The sequence below is a fragment of the Tistrella bauzanensis genome (genome assembly GCF_014636235.1).
GTDB lineage: Bacteria > Pseudomonadota > Alphaproteobacteria > Tistrellales > Tistrellaceae > Tistrella > Tistrella bauzanensis.
In genome coordinates, this window is record NZ_BMDZ01000096.1 from 1 (window position 1) to 15,176 (window position 15,176).

The 15,176-nt window shown below is 65.7% G+C and carries 16 protein-coding genes and 1 tRNA gene; 10 read left to right on the forward strand and 7 right to left on the reverse strand.

Annotation, left to right across the window (positions count from 1 at the left end; genetic code table 11):
• Positions 1 to 228 precede the first annotated feature (228 nt).
• Positions 229 to 305: transfer RNA gene (locus IEW15_RS23195), tRNA-His, on the reverse strand.
• Positions 306 to 355: 50 nt separating this feature from the next.
• Positions 356 to 1,561, reverse strand: a complete 1,206-nt coding sequence (locus IEW15_RS23200; RefSeq protein ID WP_188582513.1) for an aminotransferase — start codon at positions 1,559 to 1,561, stop codon at positions 356 to 358.
• A 432-nt stretch (positions 1,562 to 1,993) separates the two neighbouring features.
• On the opposite strand from IEW15_RS23200, the gene IEW15_RS23205 reads away from it, so the two are divergent.
• Positions 1,994 to 2,332: a P-II family nitrogen regulator gene (locus IEW15_RS23205; protein ID WP_014745508.1), complete on the forward strand. Its 339-nt coding sequence runs from the start codon at positions 1,994 to 1,996 to the stop codon at positions 2,330 to 2,332.
• An 8-nt stretch (positions 2,333 to 2,340) separates the two neighbouring features.
• On the opposite strand, the gene IEW15_RS23210 is transcribed toward IEW15_RS23205, so the two are convergent.
• Complete coding sequence (locus IEW15_RS23210) at positions 2,341 to 2,517, reverse strand: hypothetical protein (protein ID WP_188582515.1); 177 nt, start codon at positions 2,515 to 2,517, stop codon at positions 2,341 to 2,343.
• Between the two features lie 177 nt (positions 2,518 to 2,694).
• Here IEW15_RS23210 and glnA point away from each other — a divergent pair, with 177 nt between their 5' ends.
• Positions 2,695 to 4,104, forward strand: a complete 1,410-nt coding sequence (glnA, locus tag IEW15_RS23215) for a type I glutamate--ammonia ligase (protein WP_188582517.1) — start codon at positions 2,695 to 2,697, stop codon at positions 4,102 to 4,104.
• Between the two features lie 167 nt (positions 4,105 to 4,271).
• On the opposite strand, the gene IEW15_RS23220 is transcribed toward glnA, so the two are convergent.
• A complete protein-coding gene (locus tag IEW15_RS23220) occupies positions 4,272 to 5,213 on the reverse strand; it encodes a DMT family transporter (protein WP_188582521.1) in 942 nt (313 codons plus the stop codon).
• Between the two features lie 148 nt (positions 5,214 to 5,361).
• Here IEW15_RS23220 and IEW15_RS23225 point away from each other — a divergent pair, with 148 nt between their 5' ends.
• On the forward strand, positions 5,362 to 6,324 hold the full coding sequence (locus IEW15_RS23225) for a LysR substrate-binding domain-containing protein (protein ID WP_188582523.1): 963 nt from the start codon (positions 5,362 to 5,364) through the stop codon (positions 6,322 to 6,324).
• Here IEW15_RS23225 and IEW15_RS23230 read toward each other — a convergent pair.
• On the reverse strand, positions 6,272 to 6,712 hold the full coding sequence (locus tag IEW15_RS23230; RefSeq protein WP_372045109.1) for an acyl-CoA thioesterase: 441 nt from the start codon (positions 6,710 to 6,712) through the stop codon (positions 6,272 to 6,274). The two genes, IEW15_RS23225 and IEW15_RS23230, sit on opposite strands and share 53 nt — an antisense overlap.
• Positions 6,713 to 6,822: 110 nt before the next feature.
• On the opposite strand from IEW15_RS23230, the gene parE reads away from it, so the two are divergent.
• The 6 genes from parE (at position 6,823) to IEW15_RS23260 (ending at position 13,894) form a co-directional block, all read left to right on the forward strand.
• Positions 6,823 to 8,802: a DNA topoisomerase IV subunit B gene (gene parE, locus IEW15_RS23235; RefSeq protein WP_188582525.1), complete on the forward strand. Its 1,980-nt coding sequence runs from the start codon at positions 6,823 to 6,825 to the stop codon at positions 8,800 to 8,802.
• 69 nt (positions 8,803 to 8,871) lie between these two features.
• The gene (locus IEW15_RS23240; protein WP_188582527.1) at positions 8,872 to 9,468 is read left to right on the forward strand and encodes a hypothetical protein; all 597 of its coding nucleotides are present in this window, start codon (positions 8,872 to 8,874) and stop codon (positions 9,466 to 9,468) included.
• Positions 9,469 to 9,531: 63 nt separating this feature from the next.
• Entirely contained in the window at positions 9,532 to 10,152 is a 621-nt protein-coding gene (locus tag IEW15_RS23245) for a hypothetical protein (RefSeq protein WP_188582529.1), read from the forward strand.
• Between the two features lie 55 nt (positions 10,153 to 10,207).
• Positions 10,208 to 10,861 (forward strand): hypothetical protein, encoded by a 654-nt coding sequence (locus tag IEW15_RS23250; protein ID WP_188582531.1) that lies wholly within the window; start codon positions 10,208 to 10,210, stop codon positions 10,859 to 10,861.
• A 342-nt stretch (positions 10,862 to 11,203) separates the two neighbouring features.
• Positions 11,204 to 12,559 carry a globin-coupled sensor protein gene (locus tag IEW15_RS26415; RefSeq protein ID WP_306432668.1) on the forward strand — a complete coding sequence of 452 codons (1,356 nt, stop codon included), beginning with the start codon at positions 11,204 to 11,206 and terminating at the stop codon, positions 12,557 to 12,559.
• 108 nt (positions 12,560 to 12,667) lie between these two features.
• The gene (locus tag IEW15_RS23260; protein WP_188582533.1) at positions 12,668 to 13,894 is read left to right on the forward strand and encodes an alpha-D-ribose 1-methylphosphonate 5-triphosphate diphosphatase; all 1,227 of its coding nucleotides are present in this window, start codon (positions 12,668 to 12,670) and stop codon (positions 13,892 to 13,894) included.
• A 45-nt stretch (positions 13,895 to 13,939) separates the two neighbouring features.
• On the opposite strand, the gene IEW15_RS23265 is transcribed toward IEW15_RS23260, so the two are convergent.
• Positions 13,940 to 14,653, reverse strand: a complete 714-nt coding sequence (locus IEW15_RS23265) for an alpha/beta fold hydrolase (RefSeq protein ID WP_188582536.1) — start codon at positions 14,651 to 14,653, stop codon at positions 13,940 to 13,942.
• Positions 14,654 to 14,726: 73 nt separating this feature from the next.
• Positions 14,727 to 14,999: an isochorismatase family protein gene (locus IEW15_RS23270; RefSeq protein WP_229708584.1), complete on the reverse strand. Its 273-nt coding sequence runs from the start codon at positions 14,997 to 14,999 to the stop codon at positions 14,727 to 14,729.
• Here IEW15_RS23270 and IEW15_RS26155 point away from each other — a divergent pair.
• The coding region (locus IEW15_RS26155) for a hypothetical protein (RefSeq protein ID WP_229708587.1) at positions 14,949 to 15,176 on the forward strand (228 nt) is incomplete at its 3' end. The genes IEW15_RS23270 and IEW15_RS26155 overlap by 51 nt on opposite strands.

Below are 15,176 nucleotides of genomic sequence, written 5' to 3' on the forward strand. Positions count from 1 at the left end.
AAGCGAACCAGACATTCCATGACCCTCCGAATCATGGTTACCCATTGATTCAGAACTTTAGGAAATACGCAACTGTAATGCTAATCCGGCTGAATGTCGACCGTTGATCATCCCGATCACTGGCCAGACCCGAACGACAAACGGCGCGAACCCTGGCAGGGCCGCGCCGTCTGCATCATACCGTCTCCGGTTCAGTCCGTCCGCATCATGGTGACCCATGAGGGGGAATGGGGCGAGTGATGGGAATTGAACCCACGGCCTCCAGAGCCACAATCTGGCGCTCTAACCAACTGAGCTACACCCGCCACCGAAGTGCCGCTTCTCTAATATGCCGCGGCCCTGCCGGTCAAGGGCTTTATGCGCCGACAGCCGCAGTTTGCACATCGGCGCGGGTGAAGCCACCGGCGGCAAAGAACCGCTCCAGACGGCCAACGGCCTCTTCCAGCACGCTTTCCCGCTTGCAGAAGCAGAAGCGGACGAAGTTGCGGATATCGCCCGCCTGATAGAAGGCACTGAACGGCAGGCAGGTGACGCCGGCCTCGATCGTCAGTCGGCGGCTGAACTCGGCATCGTCCATCTCGCCGACCAGCGGCCGGATATCGGCGCCGATGAAATAGGTGCCGTCCGCCTTCAGCACATCGAAGCCCACCCGGCGCAGGCCATCGGACAGAAGATCGCGCTTGGCGGCCAGGCCGGCGGCCAGATCGTCGAAATAGCTGCGATCCATCGACAGCCCGTGCGCCACCGCCTGCTGCAGGTTCGGCGGCGTGGTGAAGGTGAGAAACTGGTGTGCCCGACCGAGCGCCGCCGCGATCGGCGCATCCGCCACCAGATAGCCGACCTTCCAGCCGGTCAGCGAAAAGGTCTTGCCGGCCGAGCCAATGCGGACTGTGCGCTCCCGCATCCCCGGCAGGGTCATCAGCGGCGTGTGCCGGCGGCCGTCGAACACCAGATGCTCATGCACCTCGTCGCAGACCGCGATCGCGTCATGCGCCTTCACAAGATCGGCGATGAAGGCCAGATCGTCATCGCTGAACACCTTGCCGGTCGGATTCATCGGCGAATTCATCACCAGCATACGGGTCTTGGGGCCGAATGCCGCCGCCAGCGCCGCGCGCGGCAGATCCCATAACGGCGGCTCCACCCGCACCAGCCGCGGCACAGCGCCAGCCAGCTGAACGATCGGCAGATAGCTGTCATAAAGCGGCTCGATCAGCACCACCTCGTCGCCGGGATTGAGCAGGCCCAGCAGGGCGGCGGCCAACGCCTCGGTGGCCCCCGAGGTGATGATCACCTCGCGCATCGGATCGACATCCATGCCATAGAAGCGGCGGTCATGGGCCGCCACCGCACGGCGCAGCTCCGGAATACCGGCCATCGGCGGGTATTGGTTATAGCCGTTCATCAATCCCTCGGCCGCGATGCGGCGGACCTCTTCCGGCCCCTCCCAATCGGGGAAGCCCTGCCCCAGATTGACGGCGCCGTGTTCCTGCGCCAACGCGCTCATCACGGTGAAGATGGTTGTGCCATAGCCTGAGAGGATCTGATTGGCGAACTGCACGGTGTTTTCCTGCTGAAGCCCGAACCCGATATATTTCAATCGCCGGTTGGATTGACGAAAGCCTGAAGTCGCAGGATCGCAGAAGCCACCGGGGGCGACAAGGGCGCTGCACAGATGCTGGCACCCCTGCCTGTGATTTAGGCAGTCTGTGCCTGTCTTTTAGCCACCAATCCTGCTAGTCTCGGCCTGCATTCAGGGCATTTGAGGCATTGTCCATGATGTACCAGAGACTTGGACAAACTGGCACGCTCCGTGCAAACGATTGTCGGTGTGGGTGGTGCGCGCCACCTGCCGGTGACGGCACGGCGCGACCGCGCGCAACCGACACCCCCGCCCCGGACCTTGACGCCCGGTTCATGACGACGCGATCATGACCACGGCCGGCCCGGTTGTTCCGGCCCATGCGCGCGACTGACGAGAGTAGCCGCCGAGATGAAGAAAATCGAAGCCATCATCAAGCCGTTCAAGCTCGACGAGGTGAAGGAGGCGCTGCACGAGATCGGCCTTCAGGGCATGACCGTGACCGAGGCCAAGGGCTTCGGGCGCCAGAAGGGTCACACCGAGCTGTACCGTGGCGCCGAATATGTCGTCGATTTTCTCCCGAAGGTGAAGATCGAGATCGTGGTCGGCGATGCGCAGGTCGAGCGGGCGATCGAGGCCATCCAGCAGGCTGCCCATACCGGCCGGATCGGCGACGGCAAGATCTTTGTCACCCCGGTCGAGGATGCGATCCGCATCCGCACGGGTGAGCGCGGCAACGACGCGCTCTGACCCCCGCGTCACCTGACGGCCGGGCCAGCTTCCGCCATCACCGTCGCGGATGAAGCCATCACCGTCGCGGATGAAGCCATCACCGTCGCGGATGAAGCCATCACCGTCGCGGATGAAGCCATCACCGTCGCGGATGAAGCCATCACCGTCGCGGATGAAGCCATCACCGTCGCGGATGAAGCCATCACCGTCGNATTTACCTGCACCGCAGACAAACGGTGCCCTATGCTTGAGTTCTCGGCCTGCCCCCGCAGACGCCTGACGGCGGGCCGAACGGTTGGTGTGTCCTTGTGCCGTCTCGTTTCAGAGAGTGCCCGGGACCACCGCAGTCCAGCCAAGCCATGCAACAGGCAGGATAGAAAATGTCGGACGCGAAGACTGTCCTTGAACAGATCAAAGAAAACGAAATCAAGTTTGTCGATTTCCGTTTCACCGACCCGCGCGGTAAGTGGCAGCACACCACTTATTATGCCGAGGCGGTGGACGAGGGCACCTTCGCCGACGGCGTGATGTTCGACGGTTCGTCGATCTCGGGCTGGAAGGCGATCAACGAGTCGGACATGATCCTGATGCCCGACTGCTCGACCGTGTTCATCGACCCCTTTGCAGCACAGCCGACCCTGGTCGTGACCTGCGACGTGCTGGAGCCGTCGACCGGCCAGGGCTATGATCGCGATCCGCGCTCGACCGCGCTGCGTGCCGAAGCCTATCTGAAGTATACCGGCGTGGGCGACACCGCCTATTTCGGTCCCGAACTGGAGTTCTTCCTGTTCGACGATGTCCGCTTCAAGGTCGGCATGTTCGGCGCCTCTTACGAGGTCGACGAGCTGGAGCTGCCCTCGAACAGCGGCCGCAGCTATGACGAGGGCAATACCGGCCATCGTCCGAAGGTCAAGGGCGGCTATTTCCCGGTGCCGCCGGTGGACAGCGCAGCCGACATTCGTGGCGAGATGCTGGAGCAGCTGAAGGCCGTGGGCATGACCCCGGTGCTGCACCATCATGAGGTCGCCCCCGCACAGCACGAGCTGGGCACGGGCTTCGGCACTCTGACGGCAACCGCCGATGGCGTGCAGAAGTACAAGTATGTGGTCCACAACGTCGCCCATGCCTTCGGCAAGACCGTGACCTTCATGCCGAAGCCGGTCTCGGGCGACAACGGCTCGGGCATGCACACCCACCAGTCGATCTGGCGGGATGGCAAGCCCCTCTTCGCCGGGTCGGGCTATGCCGACCTGTCGGAAATGTGCCTCTATTACATCGGCGGCATCATCAAGCATGCGAAGGCGCTGAATGCCTTCACCAACCCGTCGACCAACAGCTACAAGCGCCTGATCCCAGGCTTCGAGGCCCCGGTGCTGCTCGCCTATTCGGCGCGCAACCGCTCTGCCTCGATCCGCATCCCCTATGTCGCGAGCCCCAAGGGCAAGCGCATCGAGGTCCGCTTCCCGGATCCGACCGCCAACCCCTATCTGTCCTTCTCGGCCATGCTGATGGCCGGCCTCGACGGCATCGAGAACAAGATCCATCCCGGCGAGGCGATGGACAAGAATCTCTATGACCTGCCGCCAGAGGAACTGAAGGACGTTCCGACCGTCTGCGGCTCGCTGCGCGAAGCGCTGGCAGCTCTCGACGCTGACCGTGAGTTCCTGAAGAAGGGCGACGTGTTCACCGACGAGCAGATCGATTCCTATATCGAGCTGAAGATGGAAGAGGTCTATGACTGGGAGCACACGCCGCATCCTGTGGAGTTCAAGAACTACTACAGCGTGTGATCTCTGAGTGTTTGATCGCGCCGGCGTAAGGGTTGCAGAGCGAGGAGCGGGGGCCTTCGCGATGTGATCTGCTGGTGACGGTCGACCGACGGGGCCGTCGTCTTCGTTCTTCGGAACGAGACGGCGGCCTCGGCGTTTCCGGAGGTATTCGTGCCGGGACGTGTTCTTCAGGGACGCAGCCTGCGACCACTGCGGGCCAGCCAGATCCCGCCCGCCAGGATCAGCGCACCGCCGGCAAGGGTCGCCGGGCCCGGCTGCTCTGCGAACAGCATCCAGCCGATCAGCGCACTGAAGACGATCCAGGTGTAGCGCACCGGGCCCAGAGTGGCGGCATCCGCCAGCCGGTAGGCCTGAATGTTGCAGGTCTGACCGATGATCGCCACCGGCCCCAATGCCAGAAAGCCCAGCAGCCAGAGCGGCGGCAACGGTGCCCAGACCAGCAGCGCCGGTCCGCCCAGCAGCATGGCCCCGAACAGGTTGACATAGAACAGCACCACCAGCCGGGTTTCCGACCGTGCCAGCGTCTTGATCATGATGCTTTCGACGGCAATCAGCAGCGCACCTGCCAATGCGATCAGGGCGGGCGCCCACATCGCTGGCGTGAACCGCACACCATCGTCACCGCCGAACACCACGACGACGGCGCCGGCAAGACAGAGTGCGCCACCGGCCCAGCGCGCGGGGGGCATCCGCTCGCGGAGCAGGACCACGCCCAGACACACCGTGAACAGCCCTTCCAGCAGGCCGATCGCGGCGGCATTGGTAACCGGCATCGCCGTTGCCGCATGGATGGCCGCCATCCCGCCCAGCCCGCCGCACCCGGCACGCAGGGCATGCAGGGCCGGCTGTCGCGTGCCCATCATGCGCCAGCGGCGGCCGAGGCTGATGGTGATGACCACCGTGATCAACCCGCCCAGATAGCGCAGCCACATGATCTGAAGCGCGGGCACCAGCCCGCCGGCCAGCTTGCCCGACATGAAGATCATCGCAAACAGCACCACCGCCAGAACCGCCCAGCCTATACCGCGGGTATCGTCGGCAACCGGCATCACCAGCGGCGGCACACGGCGCCCGCTATCCGGTGTAGTATCAGTTTCGATCGTCGTCATGATGTCTCGCTCGCTATTCCGACGGCATGGCACCTGCCATCCCCGCAGTATTCAGGGCTTGCGGGCGGAATCATCCATGCTGCATGCTATATCGGTCCAATGCCGAAATAACGGCCGGCTATGCATTTCTGATATGGGAGCGCGCGTGATGAAGATCGCCATGCGCCAGCTCGACGCCTTCATGGCGGTGATGACCGTCGGCACGGTGACGGCGGCGGCCAGCGTGCTGAACACCTCCCAGCCGGCGGTGACGCGGTCGCTGCGGCAGCTTGAGGATGCCACCGGCCTGACGCTGTTCGCCCGGGTGCGCGGACGGCTGGAGCCGACGGCCGAGGCCCGCGACCTGATCGAGACGGTGCGCGACAGCTATGCCGGCCTGGACCGCATCGCACAGGTGGCTGAAAATCTGCGCAGGCGCCGCACCGGACACCTGCGCATCGGCTGCCTGCCGGCCTTTGCCCAGGGCTTCATGGCCCGCGCCATCGCCGATCTGCTTGGCCGCCATCCCGGCATCAGCCTGACCGTCACGCCCCTGCTGTCGTCGGATGTGATCAAGGCGACCCGCAATCGCGCGGTCGATATCGGGATCGCCGCCTATGAGCTGGATGTGTCGAGCCTGGAGACACAGGCCTTCACCGCCTGCAACGAGGTGGCGGTGATGCCGGCCGGCCATCCCCTGGCGGCGCAGGCGAGCGTCTCACCACAGGATCTGAGCCGGTATCGCCTGGTGATGCTGGCCGCGGTCGACCCGTACCGTCAGCGCCTGGACCGGTTGCTGACCGCGCATGATGTCGTGCCGCACGGGCTGGTGGAGACGCCGACCAGTTCAGCGCTCTGCGCCATGGTGGCGCAAGGCATCGGCATCGGCGTGGTCAACCCGCTGACCGCGCTGGATTTTCTGAGCGACGGGCTGGTGTTGAGACAATTCGCGCCCGCCCTGCCCTTCGTGACCACGCTGCTGCGCAGGCCCGCCGAAACCGCCCCGCCGCTGGTCGCGGCCTTTCAGGCGGTGCTGGAACAGCGGCGCGATCAGGATCTGGCGCGGGTTTCGGGGCTGCTCAATCGGGCAGCGGACGCGGACGACCCTCGCCATCCACCGCCACGAAGGTGAACACCGCCTCGGTCACCAGTTCCTCGTGCACGTCAGCCAGCGTGGTCCGCCGGCGCTGCACCCAGGTGGCGACGTGGAAGCGCATCGAACTGCGGCCATGGCCGGCGGCGGAACAATAGATGCTGACCACATCGCCTACCCGCACCGGCTTGCGGAAGCTCATGGCATCCACGGCAGCCGTCACCACCCGGCCGCGGGCGCGCTGACTGGCAGCGATGCCGCCGGCGATGTCCATCTGCGCCATCACCCAGCCGCCGAAGATGTCGCCCGACGGATTGGCGTCGGCCGGCATGGCGACAGTCCGCAGTTCCGGCTCTCCGGTGGGGCGCATGGAGGTGCCGGCTTCCGCGTCGTCGGTGGCGCGGCCCGTCTGTTCAGGCGGATTCATGTGGCATAGCCTCCTCAGACCCGGGTTTTCGCACCACAACATCGCGAAGCGCGACGTGACATCGACTGTAGCCCTTGCCGGTGATCGGCGCGATTCCTATAATCCGCGCCATGTCAGATCTCTTCGACAGCGACGCGGCCGGAACCGGCAGCACAGGGTACTCGGCGGCCGATATCGAGGTGCTTGAAGGCCTCGAACCGGTTCGCCGGCGGCCGGGCATGTATATTGGCGGCACTGATGATCGTGCACTGCACCATCTGGCCGCCGAAATCCTCGACAATTCGATGGACGAGGCGGTGGCAGGCCACGCGACCCGCATCGAGGTGTCCCTACAGGCAGATAACACCCTGATGGTCCGCGACAACGGTCGCGGCATCCCGGTGGATCCGCACCCGAAATACAAGGACAAGTCAGCCCTGGAAGTGGTGCTGACCACCCTGCACGCCGGCGGCAAATTCAACGGCAAGGTCTATGCGACGTCGGGCGGCCTGCATGGCGTGGGCATCTCGGTGGTGAACGCCCTGTCGGACAAGATGGTGATCGAGGTCGCGCGCGATCGCAAATTGTGGTCGCAGGAATATTCCCGTGGCCGGCCGCTGGCTCCGCTGGCCCTGAAGGGGGCGGCCCCGAACCGCCGCGGCACCACGGTGTGGTTCCATCCGGATCACGAAATCTTCGCCGATCTGCGCTTCAAGCCGGTCACGCTCTACCGGCTGGTGCGGTCGAAAGCCTATCTGCATCGCGGGGTCGAGATCCGCTGGGCCTGCGACCCGGCGCTGCTTGCCGCCGACAGCGAGGTTCCGGCCGAAGAGACCCTTCACTTCCCTGGCGGCCTGGCCGATTTCCTGGCCACTCTGGTCGACGGGCCGACCGTGACGCCCGAGGCCTTCACCGGTCTGGTGGAAAGCGAGGGCCAGTCCAAGATCGACTGGGCGATCACTTGGCCCCTGGAAGGCGCCGGTTACACCTCGTGGTACTGCAATACGGTGCCGACCCCGCTTGGCGGCACCCATGAACAGGGCCTGCGCGCGGCGCTGACGAAGGCTCTGCGCGCCTTTGCCGAAATGTCCCAGAAGCAGGCGCGCGCCGCCAAGCGCGCCCAGCAGATCACCGCCGACGACATCCTGGGTGGCGCCGTGGTGTTGCTGTCGATCTTCATCCCCGATCCGCAGTTCCAGGGCCAGACCAAGGACCGTCTGAGTTCGGCTCCGGCCACGCGGCTGGTGGAGAATGCGATCCGCGACCGGTTCGAACACTGGCTGACGGCCAATCCTGCCGCCGCCAACGACCTTCTGGCCTTCGTGCTGGACCGGGCCGAGGAACGGTTGCGCCGCAAGGAAGAAAAACAGGTCGGCCGCAAGACGGCAACCCGCCGGCTGCGTCTGCCCGGCAAGCTTGCCGACTGCACCCGCGACGAGGCCGACGGCACAGAATTGTTCCTGGTTGAGGGTGACTCGGCCGGCGGATCGGCGAAACAGGCCCGCCGGCGTGACACCCAGGCGGTGCTGGCCCTGCGCGGCAAGATCCTCAACGTCGCCAGCGCCTCCATCGACAAGATGAAGGCCAACCAGGAAATCAACGACATCATCCTGGCGCTGGGCTGTGGCTCCGGCCGCGAGTTCAAGGTCGCGGATCTGCGCTATGAACGCATCATCATAATGACCGATGCCGATGTCGACGGTGCCCACATCGCGTCGCTGCTGATGACTTTCTTCTATCGCCAGATGCCGTCGCTGATCGACAATGGCCATCTGTATCTGGCGGTGCCGCCGCTGTACCGGGTCGCCAAGGGGGGCGACACCGCCTATGCCCGCGACGATGCCGACCTCAAGCACCTGCTCGACACCCGGTTCAAGGGTGGCAAGACCGAGATCAGCCGCTTCAAGGGCCTGGGCGAGATGCCGGCGCGGCAGTTGAAGGAAACCACCATGGCGCCTGAAACCCGCACCTTGCTGCGGGTGGCGGTGGAGCCAGGCAGTCGCCTGCTGGTGGCCGAACGGGTGGAAACGCTGATGGGTAAACGGCCCGAGAAGCGGTTTCAGTTCATCCAGGAAAATGCCCGCTTCGTGACGGAAGCCCTCGACGTCTGATCCGGAAAGGCCGATCCTCGGCGGCAGACTATGGAAGCGGTCTCCGCTCGTCATCAATGAGTGCACATCATGCGTATCATGCCCGGCATCCTGTGTTTCAGCGGCAGGATGGCAGGGGCATGCCTTGCCGCCTTCCTTCTGATATCGGTATCGGCATGTCGTGACGAGGTGATCGTCGTCGAAAGCGTGTCCCATGCCGGCTGGGTCAGCGATACCGACATGCGCATGATGCTGGCGCATACCCCGCTTCAGGTGGTGGTGCGCGGCACGCTGCCGGGCTTCAACACCCTCGCGACCGAAGCCGCCGTGGTCGACGGGATCGGTCGCGCGCTGAACCGCCCTGCCGACAGCGTGGTCGTTCTGGCCAATCAGGGAACCGCGCCCCATATTCTGGTGCGCTTCGATCCACCGCTCGCCAACACCGCCGATGTCTGCGTGGCCGATACCGTGGAGCCGGCGGACATGATGCCGGCATCCGCGCCCGATGATGGCGCCACCGTGGTGCGTTGGCGGATCAGCATCTGTAGTGGGCGCAACATGGCGGCCACTGCCACGGCGACAGCACCCATTGACCTGCAGGTCGTCTCGCCGCTGGAGGATCTGACGGCGCAGTGTCTGGTGCTGATGCGCAACCCGCGCGAGAATGAGCGACGGCGCGGAAACTAAGCTGCGGCGGCCCCTGAGACCGGGCCCGCGGTTCGCCGACCATCCACGGCCGAGGTGACGATCATGACAGAGACGACCTTCCGCCCCGACGCCGGCCGCCATCCGGGTCATCCGCGCCGCGCAATACTGATGACGGGCGTCACGGCGGCCGCTCTGATGCTCGGTGCCTGCACAGGCAGTGCCAACCGCATTGAAAGCGCACGCCGCGCGGGCTGGGCGATGCAGCAGGATCTGACGGTTTTCCTCGCCGGCGGGCCGCCGATCGTCATCGAGACCGGCCCTGCCGCGCCCGGCGGACAGTTGTCCGACGACATGCTGGCCGACGCCGTTCGCCGCGCCATCGGACGGCCACTGCCCCGGGCAATGGCGCCGACACCGGAACAGGCACGGCCCGGCGGCGCCTATGTGCTGCTGAGCGACCAGCCGATGGCCCGCTGGAGTGCTGCCTGCGACCGGCGCATCGCAACCGATCCGCGGCCGGAACCGGTCGTGGGCTCTGACAGCGCAAGGCCGGCCGGCGGAACCATTCGCCTTCAACTGGCGTTCTGCACCGGCACCGGCGAGACGCTGGCTGCCGCGACCGTGGCCGCAGGCAACCCCCTGGCGCTGGATCAGGCCCTGGGCCAGGCGGTGATCCTGCTCAGTCAGCCGGGAGATTCCGGTACCAGACACGGTGGCCCCTGATCGGGAGCCCTGCACGCATCCGGCCCCGGCCGGCTCATCAGACGGAGAGATCTTCATGAGCTCACGATCGATAGGGCGGTGCGCAAGCGTGGCGGCACTGGTGCTGCCGGTCCTGTCGGCCTGCGCCGGCCCGGGCTTCAGCCGCGTCGAGAACCCGTTCCTCAGCAGCTTCTACGACCGCAGCGCTGTCGATCGGGCGTTTCGCGATACAAAAATGCCGGTGGTCATCGCCCGGCCGCTCGGCGGCATCGAAGCCTCGACCGGCGGGGATATCGTTCTGGAAGCCCTGGAACGCGGCTATCCCCGACAATCGGCAGGCTTCACGCGCGTCACGCCGCCCGAGGGGACGGTGCCGGACGGTTATTATCTGGTGGTCCAACCCGGCGGCAATGTGACCAGCCGCCCCGATGCCTGCACACCACGCGCCATCCACATGACCGATACCGGCGCCCCCCCACCTGCCACGGCCACGGCGCCGTCCGACATACCCCACCAGATCGGCCTCGCAATCTGCTATGGCGACAGCGCGGTCAGCGTGACCCAGGGCTCCATGGTGCCGGAAACCGCGAATGCCGCCGGCTACGCGCCCTTGTTCCAGGCGCTGTTTCACGCCATGACGCCGTTGCGCAACCCGATGCTCGACAATGGGTGTATCGGGTTCTGCAACGACGCACGCCTGCCCACACGCCCGACAGGGCGCGTCGGATAGCGGTTCCGACAATCCCGTCCAGGCCTGCGCCGTCGTGGCGAATTCGCCCTGACGCACCAACCCGCGTGACATCAGGCATGGCATCCTTCTATCCACCATTACAGTTTGTATGGCGGTTCCTGTTAATATTTCAGCCACGCTTTCGTTGCGAAATGCAGTTTCGGTGAGGTCGAACTCCGCCGCTTCAGGTACCTCCACGCTGCCTATTGATCGCTGATTTTTGCTCGCTACGGCTGATTCCATCAATTTGTGCCGAGCCATTTACCCTTCGCTAAGAGTTGTGACAGTAGATTGGCAGCGAACTTTAGCGTCTAGTGGCGTGCGCCATAAAAAAGGCTGGTCATGAACATGGCAACTTCATCTTCCGGTACCGCCGAAGCCTGGGACCGGCTCGCATTCATGCGTCTGGACGAGACGGCCAAGGCCGATCTCAGAACCTTGAAGCCGTTCCTGGAAAAGCATCTGCCAGTGGTGCTTCAGGCATTCTATGAGCATCTGCGCGGCTATCCGGAGCTAGGCAAGATGTTCGACGGCAACAGCGGACAGAACCGCGCCCGCGATGGCCAGTACAAACACTGGCTTGTGATCGCCGACGGCCGCTTCGATGACATCTATGTCAATTCGGTGCGCCGGATCGGTGAAACCCATGCCCGGCTGGGCCTGGAGCCTCGCTGGTATATCGGCGGCTATGCCTTCATTCTGTCGGGGCTGCTGGACCGGCTGACCCATGACATGGAACGTGGGCTGTTCGGCCGGCGCAACGACAGGCTTGCCCGCTATGGCAGCGTGCTGATCCGTGCGGCGCTGCTCGACATGGATCTGGCGATCACGGTTTATCTGGAACGGGGACGGACCGAGAAGGCCGAGGCTCTGCGCGGTCTGGTGGATGCCTTCCGATCCAATGTCGGCACCATCGTCGACAGCGTCGGCGACGCGGCGGTCGCGATGCGCGACACGGCCGGCCGGATGTCGACCAATGCCGACCAGACCAGCAGCAGCGCCGATACGGTCGATATGGCGGCGGCGGATGCCAGCCGGGCCGTTGCCTCCGCGGCCGCGGCCACCGAGGAGATGAGCCAGACCGCCAGCGAAATCGCCCGCCAGCTTGAGCGGATGAAAACGCTGTCGCGAGACGCGGTCGACCATGTCGATGCCGGCCGGGTCGCCATGAGCGAGTTGATCAGCGGTGCGGAAAGCATCGGCCGGATCGTGACCCTGATCCGATCCGTCGCCGAGCAGACCAATCTTCTTGCACTGAATGCCACCATCGAGGCGGCGCGCGCCGGGGAAGCCGGCCGCGGCTTCGCGGTCGTGGCCAACGAGGTCAAGACCCTGGCAGGTCAGACCCAGAAGGCAACCGAGGAGATCAGCATGCAGATCGATCAGATCCGCAGCACCATCACCCGGGTTGCCGGCACCTCCGACGCGGTGGCCGCCGCCATCGCGGCGCTGGATGGCACCACGACCACCATCGCCGCCTCGACCGAAGAAAACAGACGGCGGCCACCCGCGAGGTCGCCCATGCCACGGCCGATGCGGCCAGCGCCACACACCGGGTGTCGGACATCATCGCCGGCGTCGGCAGTGCCGCGCGCGACACCGGCAGCGCCGCGCGCCACGTGGTCGAAGCGGCATCGGCACTGGACGACGAGTCACGGCATCTGCGCAGCGAAGTGGATCGTTTTATCGGCAGTGTGAAACAATAGATCGTTCACAGGAGTTTCACATCCGCCCGCAGGGGCGTCATCCTATTGTGCGGCAGCATCGGCCCGTCGGGGTCGTGGACCGCACGAAGGACGACAGGATATGCCGACGCCCATCACCGCCCAGGCCGTGACATCGGGACGCATCGAGATCCGGGGCCGCCGGCTGCTGATCGACGGCGGCGAGCCACGTCCCGGGCGGGTCGTCATCACCGGCACACGCATCATGACAGCCAGGGCCGAGCCATTCGCTGCGGATGGCGCCAGGGCGACAGCCACGACCGGCCGTGTGCTGGATGTGGGGGATCTGCTGGTCGCGCCGGGCATGGTCGATCTTCATGGCGACGCCTTCGAACGCCAGGTGATGCCGCGCCCCGGTGTCCACTTCCCGACCGATCTGGGGCTGATCGATACCGACCGCCAGATGGCGGCGCTGGGCATCACCACCGCCGCCCATGGCATCACCGCCTCCTGGGAGCCGGGCCTGCGCAGCCTGGACGCCGCCGGGGCACTGGTCACCGCCATCCGGCGCCTGCGGCCAGGGCTGATGGTCGATACCCGCATTCACCTGCGCCATGAAGTGGCCAATGCCGCGGCCGTGCCCCGGATCGCCCGCTGGGTCGCCGATGGCTGGATCGACCTTCTGGCGCTGAACGACCACCTGCCGGATTTCATCGCCATGCGCGCACGCCCCGAAAAGCTCGCGGTCGCGGCGGGACGCTCGGGCCTGACGACCGCGGCATTGATCTCCCGCATCGACGAGCTTGCAGCCGATCGCGATGCCCAATGGGCCGGCGCGCGCGATCTGGCGATCGCAGCCCGTCAGGCCGGCGTGCCGCTGCTGTCGCATGACGATGTCGATCCGGCGATGCGATCCGCCAACCGGGCCATGGGTGCCCGGATCGCCGAATTTCCGCTCGACCTTGCAACGGCGCACGCGGCGGTGGCAGCCGGCGATGCGGTGATGGTCGGTGCTCCCAACATCCTGCGCGGCACCAGCCATGCCGGGCGGCTCGACGCACGCACCGCCATTGCAGAAGGCGCCGCGACACTGATCGCCAGCGACTACAGCCACACCGCCATGCTGGCCTGTCCGTTTGTCCTGGCGGCATCACAGCGGCTGACGCTTGGCCGGGCCTGGCATCTGGTGTCGCAGGCCCCGGCACAGGCGGCCGGGCTCGACGACCGCGGCCGTATCGCCGAAGGCCTGCGGGCCGATATCGCGATGATCGATGATCGCGACCCAACCTGCCCGCGCGTGGCACTCACCATTGCCGCCGGCCGGATGGTCCATGCAGATGCCACCGGTGCCGCCCTGCTCTGCCAATGATCCGATGACCACCCGGGTCCGATGACCGCCGGGACGGTCAGACCCTCAGAGGGTCAGCCGGTCCAGCCAGTCGGCCAGGACCGCCACGGCCTGGTCGGGCCTTTCCATCGGCGGCAGATGACCGCAATCCTCGACCACCCGCAGCACCGCGCCCGGGATGGCGGCGGCCATCTCTTCGGCCAGCGGCAGCGGCGTCAGGGCATCATCCCGCCCACAGACCACCAGCGTCGGGCAGGCAATGCGCGACAGATCGCCCCGCCCGTCGACCCGCCCGATGATCGCTTCCTGCTGGCGGACGAAGGCCGCCTGCCCCACCCGCTCGGCCATGGCCATGATCCGACCGGTCAGGGCACCGTCGCTCAGCCGGCGTTCATGGATCAGCATCGGCAGCAGTTTCGGGGTGACACCCTTGAACCGGCCGCGCCCGGCCAGATCGATCAGGGCACGGCGGCGCAGCTTCTGGTCGTCGCTGTCGGGGCGGGCCGAGGTGTCGAGCAAGGCCAGACCGATCACCCGCTCCGGCGCCTGGCGCATGATTTCCTGTGCCACATAGCCGCCCATCGACAGCCCGGCCAGGGCGAAGCGGCCGGTCGGCGCGTCGTCCAGCACCCGCGCCGCCATCGCCGACACACTGTCATCGCGGGTCAGATCGGCCACGGTCATCTGCGCCTGATCGGACAGGCCGGTCAGAACCGCCGCCCACAGATCATGGTCGCACAGCAGACCGGGCAGCAGCAACAGGGGCAGGCGATCAGACATCGGAGCGATCTTTCCGCAGGCAGGACGGGCAGTGACGACGAGGCGGAGGCCGCCCCGTCTGTGGATCGGTGGATCAGCGGATCAGCGGCAGCACCGCCTTGAAGCGGTCGTCGCCCGCATGCTCCAGCCATTCGAACAGCACCATTTCGGTCGAGACGATCTCGACGCCGTGCGATGCCATCCGGCTGAGTGCCAGCGCATGATTGGCCGGTGCGCGGCTGGCCACGGCATCGGCCACCACCGCAAGCTGCAAGCCGCTGCGAGCGGCGTCAAGCACGGTCTGCAACACGCAGACATGGGCTTCCGTGCCGCAGACCACCAGACGACGACGACCGGATGCGATCACCCGGTCGCGAAACGCGGTCTCGTTCCAGGCCGAAAACGTGATCTTGGGCAGCGTCTCGCCGGGCAGCAGACGGTCGGCGATGACATCGATGGTGGCCAGGGGAATCGGGTGAAAATTTTAAGCTGCGATGATGCTTGCGAGGAAGTCGTCGTCCCAAGCGGCGACCTTGCGTCGGAG